19 protein-coding genes are annotated in these 20,999 nt (G+C 38.3%); 11 read left to right on the forward strand and 8 right to left on the reverse strand.

Features of this window, described 5'->3' with window-relative positions:
* The first annotated feature begins 57 nt into the window (after nucleotides 1-57).
* From ACFSCX_RS07945 to ACFSCX_RS07980, 8 genes are all read left to right on the forward strand, one after another.
* A complete protein-coding gene (locus ACFSCX_RS07945) occupies nucleotides 58-1,425 on the forward strand; it encodes an NAD(P)-dependent oxidoreductase (protein ID WP_377927652.1) in 1,368 nt (455 codons plus the stop codon).
* 34 nt (nucleotides 1,426-1,459) lie between these two features.
* Nucleotides 1,460-2,746: an NAD-dependent dihydropyrimidine dehydrogenase subunit PreA gene (preA, locus tag ACFSCX_RS07950; protein ID WP_377927653.1), complete on the forward strand. Its 1,287-nt coding sequence runs from the start codon at nucleotides 1,460-1,462 to the stop codon at nucleotides 2,744-2,746.
* Between the two features lie 15 nt (nucleotides 2,747-2,761).
* The gene (gene hydA, locus ACFSCX_RS07955; RefSeq protein ID WP_377927654.1) at nucleotides 2,762-4,180 is read left to right on the forward strand and encodes a dihydropyrimidinase; all 1,419 of its coding nucleotides are present in this window, start codon (nucleotides 2,762-2,764) and stop codon (nucleotides 4,178-4,180) included.
* A 145-nt stretch (nucleotides 4,181-4,325) separates the two neighbouring features.
* Nucleotides 4,326-5,816 (forward strand): NCS1 family transporter, encoded by a 1,491-nt coding sequence (locus ACFSCX_RS07960; protein ID WP_377927655.1) that lies wholly within the window; start codon nucleotides 4,326-4,328, stop codon nucleotides 5,814-5,816.
* A 31-nt stretch (nucleotides 5,817-5,847) separates the two neighbouring features.
* Nucleotides 5,848-6,072, forward strand: coding sequence for a hypothetical protein (locus tag ACFSCX_RS07965; protein WP_377927656.1), 225 nt, complete (start codon nucleotides 5,848-5,850; stop codon nucleotides 6,070-6,072).
* A gap of 27 nt (nucleotides 6,073-6,099) precedes the next feature.
* Entirely contained in the window at nucleotides 6,100-6,333 is a 234-nt protein-coding gene (locus ACFSCX_RS07970) for a hypothetical protein (RefSeq protein WP_377927657.1), read from the forward strand.
* Nucleotides 6,334-6,423: 90 nt separating this feature from the next.
* Nucleotides 6,424-7,890 carry a CoA-acylating methylmalonate-semialdehyde dehydrogenase gene (locus tag ACFSCX_RS07975; RefSeq protein WP_377927658.1) on the forward strand — a complete coding sequence of 489 codons (1,467 nt, stop codon included), beginning with the start codon at nucleotides 6,424-6,426 and terminating at the stop codon, nucleotides 7,888-7,890.
* Nucleotides 7,891-7,914: 24 nt separating this feature from the next.
* Entirely contained in the window at nucleotides 7,915-9,270 is a 1,356-nt protein-coding gene (locus ACFSCX_RS07980) for an aspartate aminotransferase family protein (protein ID WP_377927659.1), read from the forward strand.
* A gap of 87 nt (nucleotides 9,271-9,357) precedes the next feature.
* Here ACFSCX_RS07980 and ACFSCX_RS07985 read toward each other — a convergent pair whose 3' ends face one another.
* The 8 genes from ACFSCX_RS07985 to ACFSCX_RS08020 form a co-directional block, all read right to left on the reverse strand.
* On the reverse strand, nucleotides 9,358-9,531 hold the full coding sequence (locus ACFSCX_RS07985; RefSeq protein ID WP_377927660.1) for an H-type small acid-soluble spore protein: 174 nt from the start codon (nucleotides 9,529-9,531) through the stop codon (nucleotides 9,358-9,360).
* Nucleotides 9,532-9,585: 54 nt separating this feature from the next.
* Nucleotides 9,586-10,977 carry a sensor histidine kinase gene (locus ACFSCX_RS07990; protein WP_377927661.1) on the reverse strand — a complete coding sequence of 464 codons (1,392 nt, stop codon included), beginning with the start codon at nucleotides 10,975-10,977 and terminating at the stop codon, nucleotides 9,586-9,588.
* Nucleotides 10,974-11,678 carry a response regulator transcription factor gene (locus ACFSCX_RS07995; RefSeq protein ID WP_377927662.1) on the reverse strand — a complete coding sequence of 235 codons (705 nt, stop codon included), beginning with the start codon at nucleotides 11,676-11,678 and terminating at the stop codon, nucleotides 10,974-10,976. Before ACFSCX_RS07995 ends, ACFSCX_RS07990 begins: the two co-directional genes overlap by 4 nt.
* 86 nt (nucleotides 11,679-11,764) lie before the next feature.
* The gene (locus ACFSCX_RS08000; RefSeq protein WP_377927663.1) at nucleotides 11,765-12,706 is read right to left on the reverse strand and encodes an ABC transporter permease; all 942 of its coding nucleotides are present in this window, start codon (nucleotides 12,704-12,706) and stop codon (nucleotides 11,765-11,767) included.
* A complete protein-coding gene (locus tag ACFSCX_RS08005; RefSeq protein WP_377927664.1) occupies nucleotides 12,699-13,616 on the reverse strand; it encodes an ABC transporter ATP-binding protein in 918 nt (305 codons plus the stop codon). Before ACFSCX_RS08005 ends, ACFSCX_RS08000 begins: the two co-directional genes overlap by 8 nt.
* A gap of 133 nt (nucleotides 13,617-13,749) precedes the next feature.
* Nucleotides 13,750-14,481 carry an ABC transporter permease gene (locus tag ACFSCX_RS08010; RefSeq protein WP_377927665.1) on the reverse strand — a complete coding sequence of 244 codons (732 nt, stop codon included), beginning with the start codon at nucleotides 14,479-14,481 and terminating at the stop codon, nucleotides 13,750-13,752.
* Nucleotides 14,478-15,197: an ABC transporter permease gene (locus ACFSCX_RS08015; protein WP_377927666.1), complete on the reverse strand. Its 720-nt coding sequence runs from the start codon at nucleotides 15,195-15,197 to the stop codon at nucleotides 14,478-14,480. The genes ACFSCX_RS08010 and ACFSCX_RS08015 overlap by 4 nt, the downstream gene beginning before the upstream one ends.
* Nucleotides 15,172-16,104, reverse strand: a complete 933-nt coding sequence (locus ACFSCX_RS08020) for an ABC transporter ATP-binding protein (protein WP_377927667.1) — start codon at nucleotides 16,102-16,104, stop codon at nucleotides 15,172-15,174. The genes ACFSCX_RS08015 and ACFSCX_RS08020 overlap by 26 nt, the downstream gene beginning before the upstream one ends.
* Nucleotides 16,105-16,289: 185 nt before the next feature.
* Between ACFSCX_RS08020 and ACFSCX_RS08025 the strand changes: the two genes are divergently transcribed.
* The 3 genes from ACFSCX_RS08025 to ACFSCX_RS08035 all read left to right on the forward strand — a co-directional run bounded on the left by ACFSCX_RS08025 (nucleotide 16,290) and on the right by ACFSCX_RS08035 (nucleotide 20,086).
* Complete coding sequence (locus ACFSCX_RS08025; RefSeq protein ID WP_377927668.1) at nucleotides 16,290-16,961, forward strand: response regulator transcription factor; 672 nt, start codon at nucleotides 16,290-16,292, stop codon at nucleotides 16,959-16,961.
* Nucleotides 16,958-18,316 (forward strand): HAMP domain-containing sensor histidine kinase, encoded by a 1,359-nt coding sequence (locus ACFSCX_RS08030; RefSeq protein WP_377927669.1) that lies wholly within the window; start codon nucleotides 16,958-16,960, stop codon nucleotides 18,314-18,316. Before ACFSCX_RS08025 ends, ACFSCX_RS08030 begins: the two co-directional genes overlap by 4 nt.
* A gap of 447 nt (nucleotides 18,317-18,763) precedes the next feature.
* Entirely contained in the window at nucleotides 18,764-20,086 is a 1,323-nt protein-coding gene (locus ACFSCX_RS08035; RefSeq protein WP_377927670.1) for a hemolysin family protein, read from the forward strand.
* Nucleotides 20,087-20,999 lie beyond the last annotated feature (913 nt).

The following is a 20,999-nucleotide window of genomic DNA, read 5'->3' on the forward strand; positions in this document are numbered from 1 at the left end:
AAGGGTTTTGCATGGGGAAATGTAAAACCCTTATTTGAAAAAAGGAGGGTTATAAAAATGTCCAGGACGAAGAGTTCATCTATCTCATTAGAGGATCTATCACTCAACTTTCATGAAGTAGAACAAGGTCTTTCAAAACGAGAAGCTATTGAAGAGGCAAATCGGTGTTTATATTGTTATGATGCTCCCTGTATCACCGCTTGTCCAACGGGTATTGACATTCCGTCATTTATTAAAAAGATCGCTTCTGGAAATTTGAAGGGATCTGCCACGACGATTATGAGTGCCAATCCCGTTGGAGCAAGCTGTTCAAGAGTTTGTCCAACAGAGGAGCTGTGTGAAGGTGCTTGTGTTCTAAATCATTCAACTAAACCAATTATGATTGGTCTTCTCCAGCGATATGCTACTGATTGGGCCATTCAAAATGAACAAGTTTTATTTAGAGCAGGCGAAAATAATGGGAAGACGGTTGCAATCATTGGTGGAGGGCCAGCTGGATTATCAGCAGCAAGAGAGCTTGCTAGATTTGGTTATAGAGTAACCATATTTGAAGCAGAAGAAAAAGCAGGTGGATTAAACACGTATGGAATTGTTTCCTTCAGGCTACCACCAGCGATTTCATACTGGGAAGTAAAGCAGGTTGAATCCCTTGATGTAGAAATTAAGACAAATACAAAGGTGGGAACAGACCTATCGGCAGAGGATATTCTTCAAGACTATGACATTGTGGTATTGGCAGTCGGAATGTCTAACGTACCAACATTAGGTATAGATGGAGAAGAGTGTGAAGGTGTTTATGATGCAATTGAATTTGTGAAAAACACGAAGACTATGAATTTTTCAAACGAGTTTATTGGAAAGAAGGTTGCTGTAATTGGTGCAGGTAATACAGCAATCGATGCAGCAACATGCTCGGTAAGACTAGGTGCAGAAAACGTCAAAATCTTATACAGAAGAACTCAAGAAGAGATGACTGCATATGACTTTGAGTACGAATTTGCTAAGCAAGACGGTGTTGAGTTTAGGTGGCTGACTTCTCCAAAACGCATTATTTCTGAAGGTGGAAAAGTAAAAGGAATAGAGTGTGTAAAAATGACTCTTGGCGATCCAGATCACGGTGGTCGCAGGAGACCGATTCCAGTTACAGGGTCAGAGTTTATTTTAGAAACAGACGTGATCATTAAAGCGATTGGCCAAACAAGGCACTTGAAATTAATTGAACAACTTGGATTAGTTCATAGTGGTGGGGTAGTGAAAGTAAATACGTCAACCTATGAAACATCCAATCCAAGAATATTTGCTTGTGGTGATGTAACATTTGGAAAAGGTCAAGGAGAGGCGATGGTTGTAACAGCTGCCCAGCAAGGAAAACAAGCAGCACTTGCCATTCATAAGAAATTTAGTCCTGCAATGTCACTAAAGTAAATACTAAAAATCTATCTTGAAGGGAGAGTAATGGATGGCTGACTTATCAATAAATCTAGCAGGAATAAAATCTCCTAACCCCTTTTGGCTAGCATCAGCACCCCCTACGAATTCGGGTTATCAAGTACAACGTGCATTCGAAGCAGGTTGGGGTGGAGCAGTATGGAAGACTTTAGGTGATCCGATTCTGAATGTCTCCTCCAGATTTGCAGCAGTTAGCTTTAATGGACAACGTGTAGCGGGGTTTAACAATATCGAATTAATAACAGATCGTCCACTTGAAGTGAATTTAAAAGAAATTTATGAAACGAAGAAGCGTTTCCCCCATCATGCTATCATCGTCTCATTAATGGTTGAGCCAAGACAGGAAAAATGGCATGAAATTGTGAAGCGTGTTGAAGAGGTGGGGGTCGACGGACTTGAGCTGAATTTCGGTTGTCCTCATGGAATGGCGGAGAGAGGAATGGGTTCTGCGTCTGGTCAAGTACCTGAGCTTGTTGAAAAGCAGACATACTGGGTTAAGGAGGTTGCAAAGACTCCTGTAATCGTAAAACTAACTCCGAACATTACTGATATTACGGTAACGGCAGAGGCAGCTGTACGAGGTGGGGCAGATGCAGTCAGCATGATTAATACGATAAATAGTTTAGCTGGAGTTGACCTAAATACATGGAATACGATCCCGCATGTAGCTGGAAAAGGAGCACATGGTGGGTATTGTGGGCCTGCTGTTAAACCGATTGCCTTAAATATGGTAGCAGAATGTGCAAGAAATCCCCTTATTAATGTCCCTATTTCTGGAATGGGGGGAGTATCCTCATGGCAAGATGCAGTTGAATATATGCTAATGGGTGCAACTGGTGTTCAAGTTTGTACTGCTGCGATGCACCATGGGTTTCGAATAGTTGAGGACATGATTGAGGGTCTTTCCAACTATTTAGATGAGAGAGGTATTTCTTCTGTTTCTGAGCTTGTTGGTAAAGTCGTACCGAAATATTCTGACTGGGGAAATCTAGACCTCAATTACAAAGTAGTTGCAAGGATTAATCCGGATGTTTGTATTAATTGTAATAAGTGTCATATTGCTTGTGAAGATACCTCACACCAATGTATCGATATGTTAAAGGATCCTATCGGTAAAAGCTATTTAAAAGTAAGGGAAGAAGATTGTGTTGGGTGTAATTTATGCTCGATAGTTTGTCCTGTCGAAGGTGCCATTGATATGGTTGAGCTTCCAAATGAACTCCCACCAATGACATGGAATGAGCGGCAAGCCACGTTACAAACTCCAGGCTGTGAGATCAATACTGTAAAGAAGTAATCAGGAGGTATAGTTATGAAAAAGCTTATTAAGAACGGAACTGTCGTAACAGCAACTGATACGTATAAAGCAGAAATTCTAATTGAAGAGGGGAAAATATCAGCGATTGGACAAAATCTACCTTCCCAAGGGGCGGAGATAGTTGATGCAAAAGGATGCTTTGTGTTTCCTGGTGGAATAGATCCCCATACACATCTTGATATGCCGTTTGGAGGGACTATTACAAAAGACGATTTTGAAACCGGAACAGTTGCAGCAGCCTTTGGAGGTACTACAACCATTATTGATTTTTGCTTGACGAATAAAGGAGTGCCATTAAAGGATTCTATCCAAGCTTGGCACGATAAATCAAAAGGAAAAGCGGTAATCGATTACGGATTTCACCTAATGATTGGAGAAATGAATGAGAGTGTATTAGAGCAATTGCAAAGTGTAATTAATGATGAAGGAATTACGTCGTTTAAGGTTTTTATGGCTTATAAAAATGTCCTTCAAGCAGACGATGAAACGCTGTTTCGCACACTTGTTGCTGCTAAAGAGTTAGGCGCACTTGTTATGATTCATGGAGAGAATGGTGATGTCATTGATTACTTAACCAAAAAGGCTCTAGCAGAAGGAAAAACAGATCCTATTTATCATGCATTAACGAGGCCACCTGAAGTAGAAGGGGAAGCAACTGGTAGAGCTGCTACGTTAACTGGTTTAGCAGGGTCACAATTATATGTCGTTCACGTGTCATGTGCAGACGCCGTTGAAAAGATAACTGAGGCTAGAAATAAAGGGTTTGATGTGTGGGGAGAAACATGTCCTCAATATTTAGTACTTGACCAAACGTATCTTGAAAGACCAAATTTTGAAGGGGCAAAATATGTTTGGTCACCTCCACTTAGAGAAAAATGGAATCAAGACGTATTATGGAATGCACTAAAGACTGGTCAACTTCAAACAATTGGATCCGATCAATGTTCCTTTGATTTTAATGGTCAAAAGGAGCTCGGTCGTGGGGACTTTACGAAAATTCCTAATGGCGGACCTATAATTGAGGATCGTCTTTCGATTCTATTTTCAGAGGGTGTGAAAAAAGGAAGAATTTCATTACATCAGTTTGTTGATATTACATCTACTAGGGTTGCAAAGCTGTTTGGTTTATTCCCGAAAAAAGGAACAATCGCCGTTGGAGCGGACGCTGATATTGTCATTTTTGAACCGAACATCAAGCGAACAATATCAGCAGAAACCCATCATATGGCTGTTGATTATAGTGCATTTGAGGGAATGGAGGTGACGGGTGAGCCGGTATCAGTTCTAGTTAGAGGAGAGTTTGTCATAAAAGATAAGGCGTTTGTTGGAAATCCTGGCTCGGGACAATATGTAAAAAGAGCCAAGTATGGCTCTGAGCTTTCTTCAGATCAGGATGAAAAACTAACAATATAATTGTAAAGGACTTTGTTTTGTTACGGTTCGCTTTGAAGCAATTCCACTTAGCACTCATCGATCTGAACAACTCCTACCGTGACCTCAATAAGATGGTAATGGTTATGATAGACGAATTCTATTAAAAATTAAGGAGAGTGTTCATGTGAGTAAAAAACAAAGCTACTTAAAATCACCAGATTTATTACCAATATCGGAGAAAGATAGGAAGATCACACCACTTGGTTATTCATTTATGTGGGTAGGAATGGTTGTCGTACTTGCCACCTTTGCCATTGGGGGAGCAGGAGTGATGTCATTACCATTACCTATGGTCATATTAGCAACAGTTATCGGATCTCTAGCCATTGGTTTATTTATCTCTTTAACCGCAGACATAGGAATCGAGCATGGATTATCATTTCCTGTTTATATGAGAGCACCTTTTGGAACCATCGGCACTCACATTCCTTCGATAGTTCGTGGGCTAGCAGCATCCATGTGGTTTGGGATTAATACGTATTTCGGGTCTACTGCTATGAATGGTATCTTAAATATATTATTTGGATTTGATAATTGGTTTGTCTGTTTCCTCATATTCGCCGTGCTTCAATTAATAAACACAGCTCTCGGTATTAAGGCAGTTGAACGATTTGCAGATTTAGCTGCGCCTGTCATCATCCTCATCTCATGCTGGATGTATGTATCTTTATCTGATACAGCTGCCTCACAAGGAAGAGATATTTGGAGCTGGGCTGAGAACCCTGTAACAGGTGGAGCCGCCTTTACTGCTTTTTTAGTTGTGATTTTTAGCAATATGGGCTTTTGGGCAACCTTATCAGCAGATATTCCATCTATCTCCAGATTTATGAAAGCACCAAAAAATGAAAAAAGCTGGATGAAGAGAAATAAAAGCTCGCTGATTGGTAATCTAGTAGCGCTTCCACTTACACAAGCTTTTATGGTGGCGATTGGTGGAGTTGCTTACATTGCGGTGATGAATTATGATCCGGTCATTGCTCTTCAGGAAGCGGCAAGTGGTTTTATTTTAGGGATCCTATTATTAATGATTGTATTAGCCCAATGGTCAACCAATATTTCAGCTAATATCGTCCCAGCAGCTACCATCTTCTCAAATGTAGGAGGTCCGAAGTTTCCTTTTTGGGCTGGGGTAGTCGCAGCTGGAATAGCAGGAACCATTGTACAACCTTGGAATTTGTTTGGTGTCATTATTCCAGTTCTATTGTTTGTTGGAGGAATCTTATCTGCTATTGTAGGAATTCTAGTTGCCGATTACTATTTTTTGCGTAAGAGAAGAGTAAATGTGCCCGATTTATATGAGTCAACTGGGCAGTTCCGATATATGAATGGGGTTAACGTAGCTGGTTTTATCGCTTGGGTTGTGGGGGCAGTTGCTTCTTACTTTGTACCTAGTTATTCATTTTTAGTAGGATTTTTAGTCGGTGCTGGTGTGTATTATGTACTTGCAAAGTATTGGTGGTTTGCAAAATATAAGCAAGCAGAGATTGAAGATCCTGATGATAACAAGTATTTGGGCTTATCGGTCGGTCGAGATTGGACGATTGAAGGAACCGAGGCGGAATCGCCAGTTCCTACCCCTACCCCTTCATCAGAAGGACCATCCATAACTGCATAGACCGTTATATGATCTTTTCGGAGGTGTGACCATGTCTGACTATCAACAATTTTTAGCAGAACGCGATAAAATAGACTTTTTACTTCAAAAAGGCTTCCGTATAAAGAGTGTTACGGAGAATTTAAGTGGTGCGTTCGTAGAATTTGAGAAAGCTAGTGAGGAAGAAACGGAGATTCAGGTGCTTCATGTTTTAACGGCTGAGGCTAGAAAGTATTTTTCAGTCGTATTAATGAAGCAAACCAATCATCTTGATTAGTGGAAATGGCTGGAAGGGGAGTGGAGAATGGAATTTTCTTTAAAAAGTAGTGATAGTGTGTATCCATGTGAAGTGACCATTGATGAGGATAACGGCCGGTTTATGATTCGTAAGACTGATTCAAGCGGGGAGGTATTTAATTCGCCAGAAGAATTAGTGCTTTGGATTATTGAGAATTGGGAAGCGAGTGATTTCCAAGAACAAGAAGAATTTGACACGATGATGAGGGAAATTCAATTATATTTTCCAATCCAAAGATGAGCTTACTATGATTAACAGGGAAGGATGGGTTGACTAGACCGATCCTTTCCTAATGGCTACTCATAAAATGTGAATGAAGGGGGAAAAGAAATGTCAGTTACTAGTAATGAAACTGCACTTTTGAAGAACTACATTGGAGGGGAATGGGTGGATCCCCAAACAGAGAATACGATGAAAGTACTAAATCCTGCTACCAATGAAACCCTTGCTAATGTTCCAATCTCAACGAGAGAAGATGTGAGTAGGGCAGTGTTCGCAGCGAAAGAGGCGTTTAAAGAGTGGAAAAATGTCCCGGTACCCAAGCGTGCCCGCATATTATTTAAATACCATCATCTTTTATCAGAAAATCATGAAGAGCTTGCAAGATTAATTGTTTTAGAAAATGGGAAAGCATACAAGGAAGCACATGGGGAAGTGCAAAGAGGGATTGAGTGTGTAGAGTTTGCTGCCGGTGCACCAACACTTATGATGGGTGAAACATTATCCGGAATTGCAGAGGAAATTGATTCAGAAATGTTCCGATATCCATTAGGTGTTGTAGGTGGAATTACTCCATTTAATTTCCCGATGATGGTTCCATTATGGATGTTTCCTCTCGCTATTGCATGTGGAAATACGTTTGTCCTAAAGCCCTCTGAACGAACTCCAATCCTTGCTAATAGATTAGCAGAACTGTTTACGGAAGCGGGAGCACCAAAAGGTGTTTTAAATGTAGTCCATGGGGCACATGATGTAGTCAATGGATTACTTGAGCACAAGGATATTTCGGCTATTTCGTTTGTTGGCTCTCAGCCTGTTGCTAAATATGTATATGAGCGAGCATCTGCAGAAGGCAAAAGAGTGCAAGCCTTATCAGGAGCGAAGAATCATCATTTTGTTATGCCCGATGCCGATATAGAAAAAGCAGCTCAGCATATAATAGGATCAGCTTATGGAAGTGCAGGTCAGCGTTGTATGGCTTGTAGCGCTGTTGTCGTCATAGGAGATAATGATGCATTTGTAGAAACATTGCGTCAAAGAGCCAATGAATTGAATATAGGAAGTGGTATGGATGAGGATGTACTATTAACCCCTGTTATTCGTAAAGAGCATCGTGATAAAGTACTTGGATATATCGAAAAAGGAATGGAGGAGGGGGCTTCACTCATTCGAGATGGTCGAAAAGAAATGGAGGAGATGCTTGAAGGGAATTTCCTTGGGCCAACGATTTTTGACCATGTGACACCGGACATGACCATTGCAAAGGATGAAATTTTTGCTCCTGTCTTAAGTATTCTTCGTGCCAGAGATTTAGAGGAAGGATTAGATTATCTTCGTCAATCAAGATACGGGAATGGGGCTACGATTTATACAAAGGATGCTAAAGCAGTACGACTATTTAGGGAAGAGGCAGATGCAGGAATGCTAGGCATAAATGTTGGGGTACCAGCAACAATGGCATTCTTCCCATTCTCAGGCTGGAAGGAATCTTTTTATGGTGATTTACATGTGAATGGAAAAGATGGAATCAACTTCTTTACGAGAAAGAAAATGATTACATCGCGCTTTGATTTCTAAGTCTGTAAATAGGGGGAGTAATAGATGGTACAAACGAATCATCAAGATGCAATTCTTTCAAAGGACGAGAAATATGTGTGGCACTCCATGAAGCCATACAGTCCTTGCTCTACGCTTGTTGTGACCAAAGCAGAAGGTTCTTGGGTAACTGATAGTAATGGAAATCGATATTTAGATGCAATGGCAGGTTTATGGTGTGTAAATGTAGGTTATGGTAGAAAAGAGCTTGCAGAGGCTGCTTATGAACAGCTAAAGGAAATGGCGTATTTTCCATTAACACAAAGCCATGTAAAGGCAATCGAGCTAGCAGAGAAATTAAATACGCTGTTAGGCGATGAATACGTTATTTTCTTTTCAAATAGCGGATCGGAAGCCAATGAAACGGCTTTTAAAATTGCAAGGCAATACCATCAACAGCGTGGTGATTACCATCGTTATAAAATTGTATCTCGTTACCGAGCCTATCACGGTAATTCAATGGGAGCGCTTGCTGCAACAGGGCAGGCAGAACGAAAGTATAAATATGAACCGTTAGCGCCAGGATTTATTCATGTAACGCCACCTGATTGTTACCGCGACGAGGATGAACATGTAACAGACCCTAACGAGCTAACATCGGTTAAAGAAGTAGACAGGGTCATGACTTGGGAGCAGAGTGAAACGATAGCGGCAATGATTATGGAGCCTATCATAACAGGTGGCGGTATTTTAGTACCGAATGATCACTATATGAAAGGTGTAAAAAATGTATGTGACAAACACGGAGCCTTACTTATTGTCGACGAGGTGATTTGTGGGTTTGGTAGAACGGGGAAACCGTTTGGTTTTATGAACTATGGTGTTAAGCCAGATATTATAACGATGGCTAAAGGTATTACAAGTGCGTACCTTCCGTTATCTGCAACAGCGGTTCGAAGGGAAATATATGAAGCATTTAATGGAGCAGATCAATATGAATTTTTCAGGCACATCAATACATTTGGTGGAAACCCAGCTGCCTGCGCGTTAGCGATTAAAAATCTAGAAATTATGGAAGATGAAAAATTATTTGATCGCTCGAAAGAACTTGGTGAAACGACGTTAAATTCTTTTCGAAATCGCCTGAAAGATCATCCAAACGTTGGTAACGTACGTGGTAAAGGATTATTAGTTGGAATTGAGTTAGTGCGTGATCAATTGACGAAGGAACCGTTAGATGTAGGAAAAGTGAATCAAGTGATTGGAACTTGTAAGCAAAATGGTGTCATCATAGGAAAAAATGGAATGACGGTTGCCGGTTATAATAATGTGCTAACGATATCTCCACCTTTAACTATTGAACAAGAGGACTTGGACTATGTGATTAATACCGTTACTAATGCGATTTTAGCAATAAAATAAGGTGAAAATAATAGGAGGGATTCGTTAGAATTCCTCCTATTTTGGTGGCAAAATTTGAACACCAAGCTCAGCGCCCCATGCTTATTTCTATTTTAATTCATCAATAGAAACTAGCCGTTTTTCATCATGATTTCCTCTAGCGTGAACCGTTGCCATACTAGAAGTTTCTTCAACACTAACAATCCAAACAGGGATACCATGATAGTGGACAGGAATTTCTTCAGAGGATGCAAGAATTTCCTTTACTCTGTTTAAATTCATCTTATCACCTCTGAAATAGCGTGCCCGTATGAAGAATAAAAAAACCAGTGTACATTATTCATTTTTATAAATATAAACCGGAAATGAAAGAGAAAAAACACTTCCAGCTCCGACTATACTTTCTACTGAAATCTGACCATCATGTTTGTCCATGATAGATTTTGCTATCGAAAGACCAAGTCCAGCTCCTCCGTGCTCCCTGGATCTTGATTTTTCTCCTCGATAAAAGCGGTTGAAGATATGAGGGAGGTCTACATCACATATACCGCTTCCGTTATCTTTAACATGGATGATAAGTTGGTCCAGTTTTTCTTTTATACTAACTTCTATCACAGTCGCACCATATCTTACTGAGTTATCAATGATGTTCGTGATGACTTGACTAATTCGATGTGGATCAATCTGAATACATACAGCTGGAATGGGAGAATGAATGATTAGTTGAACTTGTTCCTTTTGAAGGTCAAATCTCACTTCATTCAGCACCTTTGAAAAGTAATCAGTGCTGTTTACTAGTTCCTGTTCAATGGAAAGCTGATCTAAATCTAGCTTTGAAAATTCAAACAGATCCTCAATTAGCCGGTCTAGTTGTTCGGTTTTTGATTTAATAACATGAAGATATCTTTGCTTCATCTCTTCATTTTGATCGACTCCATCTTGAAGTCCTTCTACATACCCTTGAATGGAGGAAAGAGGTGTTCTTAAATCATGAGATATGCTAGCGATTAGTTCTTTTCTATTTTGTTCATATATTTGCTGTTTAACAAGGGATTCCTTTAGATGATCTCTCATTAAATTAAACCCTCGAATAAAATGGCCGATTTCATCCTTTTTTCGATAGCGAATCTTATAATCAAGATTGCCTTCCTTTATTTCATCAACAGCATGATAAATATCTTTTAATGGAACGAGAATCGTTCGTGAAATAATCCAAGTAAAGAGGATGATAAGACCAATTAATGATAAAAACCCTGCTACGAGACTAATGATTATTCTCAGTAACACTTCATAAATGGCTTGGAAGGGACCAGAACGAAGGGTGTTAGGAATAAGTTCTATATGAATCGTTTCTTGATTATTCACGGTGATTGGAATTTTCATGTCTTGAATATTAAATGTAATCCCTTTATTATTAGTAAATTCATTGGATCTAAAGAGTGTATGATTTTGATTATCTGAAATGACGATATCTATTTCATATTCTTGTAACATGGGTCTCATTTTTTGATAAAACATTTCTTTATCATGTTGAATGTATTGATAATACTGTTTCACATTTTGTTCTAATGTTAGAAACAATTCCTCTACAACCTTTTCATCATGAATGATTTCGTCTTCAACATTGTGCAAATTAATCCAAAGTAACCCAATTGTAAGTAGGATGGGAATGATAATGATCGCGATAAAGGACAGGACGAGTCTCCCTCTTAATCCGATGCTTATCATCGTGTAGTCCCATCAAATTTATAGCCAATACCCCAAACTGTTTTGATATAGGTTGGGTTAGATGGATCGAATTCAATCTTCTCACGTATTTTACGAATGTAAACCGTTACGGTGTTCATATCTCCATACGTATCATATCCCCATATTTGGTTGAAGAGCTGTTCCTTTGAAAATACTTGCCCTGTGTTTGCAGCTAAGTAGTGCAATAGCTGAAACTCCTTTCCAGAGAGCTCGATTTGATTCCCTGAAACGTATACGTTGTATCCTTGTATGTCTATTTCTAGGTCCTGGACTTTTAAGGTGCGATTTTGTGGGATGGACTGCACAGAGAATTGATGATAACGTCTAAGTTGTGCTTTAATTCTTGCAACAAGCTCACTTGGACTAAACGGCTTTGTAATATAGTCATCAGCTCCTATTCCAAGCCCAATAATTTTGTCAGTGTCACTTTTTTTGGCACTCATCATGATGATGGGAATGTTGGAGACACTTCGTATTTTTCTGCATACCTCAATACCATTTAGTTTGGGGAGCATAATATCAAGTACAACAAGAGATGGCTGCTCCTTTTCAAATGCTAGCATCCCATCTTCACCATCAAATGATAGAATGACTTTATATCCATCAATATGAAGATAATCACGAACAAGTTCCCCAATTTCTCTCTCATCTTCAACTATTAAAATTGTATCCTTTTCCAATTTTCCTCGCCTCTTTTTTATGAAAAATAGATAAAAAGGAACGACTTATAAAAGCTGTTCCCTTACTATTCTTACCATAGGTCTATTTAAGCAGCAACATCTCTTTTATTAAAAATATACCAAGAAAGTCCTGTGAACAGAAGGAAGTAGATGACTAGAATTGTAATGGAGAAAGTGATAGTCATACCTTCAACAATTGGAGTTCCATTAATATACTGTGATAAATCTGTGTTAGCAAATAAAATATATTTTACCCAATCATAACGACTAAAGATTTGGACAATTTGGGAGCCTGTAAACATTAGGAAGATTGCTAGACCAATAGAAAGAGAACTACTTCTAAAAACGGTAGAAATCATGAAGGCGAATGTAACCATCATCACTAGGTTTACACTTTTTAATCCATAAAGTGTCAAGATATACGTAAGCATATTTTGTTCCACTACTTTCCCTTCGGTATAAGCCAGGTAAGGTAGTGTCAATCCATCGAAACCGTATAGTATACTTCCTACTATAAAAGAAAATGTAAATAATAGGAAAAGTGAGAGGAGAGCGAATAACATGGTAGCCAAGAATTTAGATAGTAGTATTTTTGATCTGCTAACAGGTCTTATTAGTAGTAGCTTTATGGTGCCCCATGAAAATTCACTGGCAACGATACCAGCTCCGACAACTATCGTAAACAATGAAACTAAGATGGTGATGTCAGATGAAGTTATCATAAATCCCCAAAGCGTTTGCGACTCGGTTGGAGGAATATCATGAGAAAGTCGATATTCATTAATAGCTATTTCTTTTTCCATGTAATTAATTGCCGTTTTGGGGTAAGAACCAGTGTCGATATCTTGTTGTAATTGAGTCGTTTCAGCTTGGAGGGTTGCTTTCCAATCGTCAGTTTGACTATCACTAAAGACAAACTTCGTTACGATTCCTACGGTAATGATGATAGCTAAAAGCAAGAACATCATGACTAAGGTGCCAGTTCGTTTATAGATTTTTAGATTTTCATTTAGAATTAAATTATGCATGTAATGCCCCTCCTGTAATTTCCAAAAATTTATCTTCTAACGTTTTAGTTGTCTTTTTTACTTCGTAAATCATACAGTCTTGTTGGACGAGCATTTTGACAATGTCAGGTATTCTGTCCTGCGTGGTTTGCAGCTCTACGATATTACCATCTTTTCTTATATTAAGTTCTCCGGATAGCAGTTCCCATGCTTTTTGAACAGGTTCTACTTCAAGGGCTAACGTGACTTGCTCATCACCTGACATAAACGTTTGAACCGTTTCGACACTGATTAATTTTCCTTTTTGAATGATCCCAATTCGATCACACATCATTTGCATTTCAGACAATAGGTGACTAGAAACTAAAACGGCGATATGTTCCTCTCTTGCCACTTTCCGAATATATTCTCGGATTTCTCTTATTCCAGCAGGGTCCAGACCGTTTGTAGGTTCATCTAATATTAATAGTTTAGGAGAGTGTAGTAATGCCTGTGCGAGCCCGAGTCGCTGTCTCATTCCAAGTGAGTACGTTCCGACTTTTTCATGGATTCTATCATCAAGTCCAACTAGCTTGATGATATCTTCCACTCGTTCCTTTTTTATCCCTTTCATCATGCGAGCATAATGTTTTAAATTTTGGTAGCCTGTTAAAAACTTATACATTTCAGGGTTTTCAATAATTCCCCCAACATGAGCAATCGCTTTTTCGAAGTTCTTTTTAATACTATAGCCATTAATTATGACTTCACCTTCTGTTATGCCCATTAGTCCAACTAGCATGCGGATGGTCGTCGTTTTACCCGCCCCATTTGGACCAAGAAAACCAAATACTTCACCTTTATAAACATCAAAGGTAATGCCGTGGATAATTGGCTTATTTCCAATTGTTTTTTTTACATTTATTAGTTGTGCAATGATCTCTCGGTTCATTTCATGTTTCCTCCTCGTTTCGAATCTAATTCCTATTTTCACAGGCGAAGCTTAAAGAACCATTATTGAATCATTAAAAAAGTATTAAAAAGTAGTAAAGTCAGGTTATAGTTAACCTGACTTTGCCTATTTCTTAATAAATTCGTCTTGTAAACATCCGTAACCCACCTATATAGAATAGTAGAAAGCTACCGAATATAACGAGTACTAATGTTTGAACGCTAAAGAAGAATATTCCACCTTGCTCAGAAAATGGTAACATCGCTAAAAATGGCTGAGCCCATGGATAGATAGGACCATATGTTTCTGAATTCACCGCAAGGATTGAAGGTATTGTGAAGATTACATTGATAGCCATAGGAGCTGCAAAGCTTTTCCAGGCACTTGACACCCATAGCTGCAAGGCAACTAATGGAAAGGTTGCAATCCAACCACCAGTGATACCTCTAAGTAGGAGTTCATAAGGTATAGGATCTGTAATTCCTTTGATTGTCCCTGCTAAAAAAAGTCCAGGTAATAGTAAAAGCTGCATGATTGCAATTAATAGCATAATTGTTGTGAATTTTACGAAATACAGGTGTGATCGATGAATAGGAAGTGTCAGCATTTGCTTCCACCCACCATCCAAATGTTCATAGCGGCATAAGTATCCTGCAAATACACCTGTTACCATAGGGAGAAATAAGGTTCCATGTGTAAAAATCATTGCAACATACGTGTTGAGCCATCTATTATCAGACATATCAAATTCACCACTAACAGCGGAAGCCATGCTAATGATTGGGCTTAATAGGATGAGTTGATAGATTTTCGTTTTTCTCCATTTCAATATTTCGGCACTAAAAATTCTCATAAATAGTTTCATTCTTCCACATCCTTCTTTATAAAATGGAAAATGGATACGAGAAGGACAACTAGTGCGGTGCTAAACCCTAAATAGACATTATAAATAGGAATATCCCAGCTGTTTAATAGAGACGGCCATTTCCAAATTACCCAATCTGGTAGTTTAAAAGCATAGGATGAAAATACAGCTCCCAGTGTCCCTAATGTAATTGCAACCCCCTGGTGACTATAGATGACGGCAACCCAAAGTTGTAACGCTAGGATTGGTAAAGCCGCGAAATATGGATAGAGAGCCATTTTTATCATGTCGACTAATGGTAAGGCGTATATATCGAATTTCAAAATAATGCCTAATATAATTACCCCTATTAGTAGTAGTAAACTTGCGATGAATAGAAGTAGAAGACTTATGATAAACTTTGCAAGCAACAAGGAATATTTATGGATAGGAAGTGCTAACAAGTGTTTCCATGAACGCATTTCATGGTCCACATTGGCCATAATCGATGTAATAATGGACATTCCGATGATGAGTACGAACGGGACGAAAGATTGAATGTTTACGATTAATCCACCCCATAAATCATCTATATATTGTGAAGTTAAATAATCATACCGAACACCAAAGTTTACAGCCTGTAAGGCAACCACTCCAAAGGGGCCAAGAAATATTAAAAACCATACCCATTTACGCTTTATCTTTAATAGTTCAGCGGCTAATAGTCCTTGCAACATTGGCACTATCCTCCTCTATAATTTTCAGGAAAATCTCCTCTAGGGAGGTTTTATGATCTTTCACACGATAGATGGAAATATTATTTTTAACAAGAGATTCTACTATGGTAGCTACGGTGCTATCATCTATATTTCGTAAGGTAATAGAATCATCTTCAAGTGTACAGTCTAACCCTTTTGCTAAAAGTAGATTCCAAGCACTTCGAGTTTGTTCCACCTTTATACATATAGAACTTGTAGACCTTCTTCTTAATTCTTCAATACAATCTTGGAAGATAAGCTGTCCTTTTGAAATAATTCCCACATGGGTTGCCATTTGATCAACCTCACTTAACAAATGACTCGATACAATAATCGTTAAGCCTTGTTCATGAGCTAACCGTTTAATTAAGTTTCGAATTTCTTGAATTCCGGCAGGGTCTAAGCCATTTGTTGGCTCATCAAGAATTAAGATTTCCGGATGACCTAATAGAGCGGTTGCAATTCCAAGACGTTGTTTCATCCCCAAAGAATATTCCTTTACTTTCTTCTTGGTGGCATGTGATAGTCCGACAATGGTTAATACTTCTTCAATCCTAGATTTGTTAACGCCAAGAATCTTGCGGTAAACCTCAAGATTTTCGGTTGCATTTAGATGACCGTAATAGGAAGGGGATTCTACTAATGACCCAACTTTTTGCAAAATATCGATTTTATTTTTTCTAAACGGTTTACCAAAGTAGAGAATTTCACCTTCTGTTGGTGTTATAAGCCCTAGCATCATTCGAATGGTTGTTGTTTTACCCGCACCATTTGGACCTAAAAAACCGTAAATCTGTCCTTTCTGAATTTTTACATGTACCGCGTCGACAACCCTCTCTTTTCCATACTGCTTCGTTAGCTTGTTTGTTTCGATTAAGTAATTCATAATTTTCACCTCAAAACTAAGTGTAGTCACATAAGGTTAAATACGAGGAAGTCGAAGTTTAAGTTTTGTTTAAATTGTAGCCATATTTAGGTTAAAAATGGAAAAGTTGTTTTCAAAAGATGGGGGATTGTTTACGATAATAATTATAGTAGTGGTTAAAGAATGAATAATAGTGAGGGAAAAAAATGAAAAGCGTGCTCTATATTGAGGATGAAATAGAGATTGGTAAGTGGGTAATGGAAGAGCTTGAAGGAAAAGGATATCGAGTAAACTGGCTAACTTCAGGTGATAAAGCGATGGCATTATTGGAGCAAACTGATGTGATTATTCTGGATGTCATGCTTCCTGGACTTGATGGTTTTACGTTAGGGCAACGGTTTAAGCGAGAGTATCCAACAATCCCGATTTTAATGCTTTCTGCAAGAACGGCAGTGGAGGATAAGATTCAAGGTCTTACTTTTGCTGACGACTATGTAACGAAGCCTTTTCATCCTAAGGAAATATTGGCTCGAGTAGAAGTTCTGTTAAGAAGGTATAATCGTTATCAAGAAGAAACACTACACCTTCAGCATTTAGTAGTTAATTTAGAACAGCATCTAGTTATAGATTCGCGTACAAATGAAGAAGTGATTTTAACTGGTAAACAGCATTACATTTTCTTTTACTTCATAAAACATTTAAATCAAATATTAACAAAGGAACAGATTTATGAAGGAATATGGAATGAAGCATACATTGAAGGAGATAAATCATTAATGGTTCATATTCGTCATTTACGTGAGAAGATAGAGATAGACCCTAGCTCCCCGATGATTATTGAAACGATCCGTGGAATTGGTTATAGGGTGAAAGCATGAAATTGCAGCTATCTCTTCAAACAAAGTATTTGCTCATAATCGTTGGAGCGATTTTAACTATTCCTTTTTTGTTTACTATTTTGTCGTTCGTCATATTCCTCCCCTTTTTATTTGTTGATAAAGAAGAGTATGGGAAGGTTTATAGTGGATCGGAACTAGAAGAGATGTGGCACTATGAAGCTCGGAAGTTAGACGGTACAAACCGTAACGAAATAAAGGAAGCACTTGCTAGAATTCATGGGAATTATGAGGATGCAGGTATGTTTTGGGTGGATGATAAAGGTATTACACAATTCAAACTCCATCCAATCGGATATATCCCAGATAAATGGACAGCGCAGGATAGTATTGCCTTTATGAAAAAAAGCTATGGTGGTGACCCGTTTACCGTTGTCGCCTTTATTAATGGGAATGAAAGCAATGGATTTATGGTATTTCAAATGCCGCGTACTTACCTAGATCCGCCTATGATAAGGTTCAGAGACAAGTATACGTTTTTATATGTTAGTGCATTTATGGGCTTGTTAACAATATTTCTAATCATATCGTGGCTGTTTTTTAAAGGAATACGGAAACGCTTAATCCGCTTACAAGAGGCAATGTCGGTGAATACAAGTTTAGGTATTCCAAAGCCGATTCATTTATCAAAGCGTGATGAAGTTGGAAAATTAGAGGAATCCTTCAATAATATGATAAAAGAGCTAGAGGAAAGTAGAAAAAAGGAGAAGCAAGAAGAACAGCTTAGACACCAGCTCATTGCCAATCTTTCACATGATCTTAGAACACCGTTAACGGTATTAAGAGGAAACTTGTATAGCTTAAAAAAAGAAATACCCTCAAAGGAATCCTATGGATTAGTTGACATGATGGATGAACGAATTAGCTATGTTTCTGAGTTAATTGATAATCTTTTATCCTATACCTTACTTACATCTGGTAAATACCCATACCACTCAGAGAACATTAACATTGTTCGGCTGTTAAGAAGTCATCTAGCTAGTTGGTACCCTCTTTTAGAAGAGGAAGGATTTACAGTAGAAATCGAGCTTCCAGAACAGCCTGTAGAGTGGATTATTGATGAGAAATGGTTTAAACGTATTATTGATAATGTTTTGCAAAATGTTATGAGATATGCACGGAGCGGGAACTATGTAAACATATCTTTAACAAAAGAAGACGGGCAATATGTCCTTGTTCTAGAGGACCATGGTCCAGGTATGGAGGTTACACAAACTAATAGTAGTAGCACTGGTATTGGGCTTACCATCATTTCAATGATGACAAAGGAAATGAACATTGTTTGGAATGTTGAGACGAATGAAAATGGAACAAAAATGATATTTTTTCAGCAATAACTTATCGCTTAGTGAATAAGTGAAAACGGTATGATCCCCACAAGTTAGAAAGCATAATACATACTTTCTAACTTGTGGGGATATTTTCTGGAGAAAAAGCGAGTTACTTTTTTTATCCCGCTCCAACTGGCGCTAAGATCCCCACTTCAAAACGTTAGATGAATCGAGAAGTTTACGTGGGGGATAAACGCCAGTAAGAACCCTGTATAGGGAACACAGACTAAAGTCGGCAACTCCTGTGGCAACGTCGGTGTGACCCACAGTGTGGGCCGGGGCTAACAATCAGTGAGGGATGAGGAAAACCCCCACTGATTGAAGTTTCACTTTATTCCTATCAAATCTTTCATTTAAGATATAAATTTTGGGATAACCTATTAGTACAAATATATTTAAGTTAGAGTACTCCCGCACGGACGGTGTTTCAATTTGCTATAGGGAGGGGATATCTTGGGAATTGAACTTTTTTTGCTTGTTTTATTAATTATTTTAAATGCATTTTTTTCGGCATCTGAAATCGCTTTAATCTCACTCAATGATAACAAGGTCAAACTATTGGCTGAAGGTGGAGATAAAAAGGCAATCATGCTAAAGCAGCTTCTTGATGAGCCCAGTCGTTTTCTTGCGACCATTCAAATTGGTATTACACTAGCTGGTTTTTTAGCGAGTGCATTTGCAGCTGGCAGCTTTGCTGGACAGTTAACCCAGTTACTTTTATCCATGGGAGTTCCACTGCGGGAGAAAATGCTTGATACCATTTCAGTTGTCATCATAACCTTAATCTTATCCTATTTTACGCTAGTGTTAGGAGAGCTTGTGCCGAAAAGGTTAGCGCTACAGAAAGCGGAAGAAATTGCGAGATTTGCAGTAACTCCACTATCCATCATATCGAAGGCATCGGCTCCCTTTGTGAAATTATTAACCTTCTCAACAAATGTCATTGTGAGATTATTTGGTGTGAATCCAAATGCTGAAGGCGAAAATGTAACAGAAGAAGAAATTAGGATGATGATTGATGTAGGAAAAGAAAAAGGGACCATACAAGAAGCTGAAAAAATGATGATTAATAATATTTTTGAATTTGATAATAAAACCGTTTCGGATATTATGACACACCGAACAAATATCGTAGGCATTCCTATTCAATTCAGTCTACTTGATACAGTCCGACTGGTGACTACTGAAAAATATACAAGATTTCCTGTTTATGAAGAGAGTATTGATAACATAGTAGGTGTATTACACGCCAAGGATTTAATCCAGTTTGTCGAAAATTGCGATGAAAACACATTTCAAATGAAGGAATTAATTAGAGAGCCCTACTTTGTATTAGAAGCAAAGATGATTGATGATTTATTGAAAGAAATGCAAATGCATAATGTGCATATGGCCATCGCAATTGATGAATATGGTGGAACAGATGGGATTGTAACAATTGAAGATGTATTAGAAGAAATCGTAGGAAATATTTTTGATGAATATGATGAACCTGACCTAGAAGTAGAGGATATTGAAGTATTAGACGAGTACTCCTATCTAATGGAGGGGACAACCAATCTATATGTAGTAGAGGATGTCCTCAAAATTAACTTACCAATTGGGGAATATGATACACTAAGTGGGTTTGTGCTTGGGCAGCTTGGCTACATTCCAACGAGTGGTGAACAACCTACGATGGACTTTCAAGGTGTTCGATTTAAGGTAGAAGAAATGGATGAAAAAAGAATTACGAGGATAAGGGTAACCGTTGGTGGAGAAGAAAGAGAGCTATAAATTTAGTTTGTAAATAGAATATTAAAAATAAAGTTTGCTCATTTATCCCGCCCTAACTGGCGCTAAGACCCCCACTTCAAAACATTAGAAAATTCGAAGAAGTGTAAGAGGGGGATAAACGCCAGTAAGAACCCGATAGTAGGAACACAGACTTAAGATTGTCACACCTGTGGCAACGTCTGTGTGACCCACATCGTGCGGGCACCATCTAACAATCAGTGGAGGATGAGGAAAACCACCACTGATTGAAGTGTCACTTTATAATAAATTGTCATTAAACGTCCATCTTGATTTCAAATATTTTTAAATAATACTATAGATTCTGACTTTAATTGATTTCAAATATTTTTAAATAATACTATAGATTCTGACTTTAATATAAAGTTGGTAGTTTTATAAAACCAGGGAAGAGTTTTTTTAAACACTTTCCTTTTTCTTTTATATTCACTGTATAAGTCTATTTAAAGTCTGTGGAAAGATATACTTTTGCTAAAGGGTCATTTAGTTGTGCGAAATGTTCCTAGTTTAAATGGAGGATGGTAACATTTCTCTAGTAAAGACTAGGCAGTTCCTTTCGGAACTGAAGGGTTATATAGAAGAATCAAATGATAGGGTAACGCCTTGAAGGGTTCTCTCTTAGTCGAATAGCATTAAAGTTGGTAAGAATGATAATGTTATAAGCTCGGTGAAAAGGCGTAAGAAATTACCGTACCAGTTCGGCTGACGAAAGCCTACTCGAAGGAGAGGTGTAATTCATGATGCTTGAGTTGATTGAATATGGTGAGTATGCGATAAAGCCTATAAAAAGAGGCTAAGCTGACAAACTTCCGAATGTACGGGTCTAAACCGACAATACATAGAAATGTGTATATCACCAAATTGTGAGGTTAGATGTGGGTGAGTAAAACTAACT

Source organism: Bacillus salitolerans, from assembly GCF_042680805.1.
Taxonomy (GTDB): Bacteria; Bacillota; Bacilli; order Bacillales; family SA4; genus Bacillus_CJ; species Bacillus_CJ salitolerans.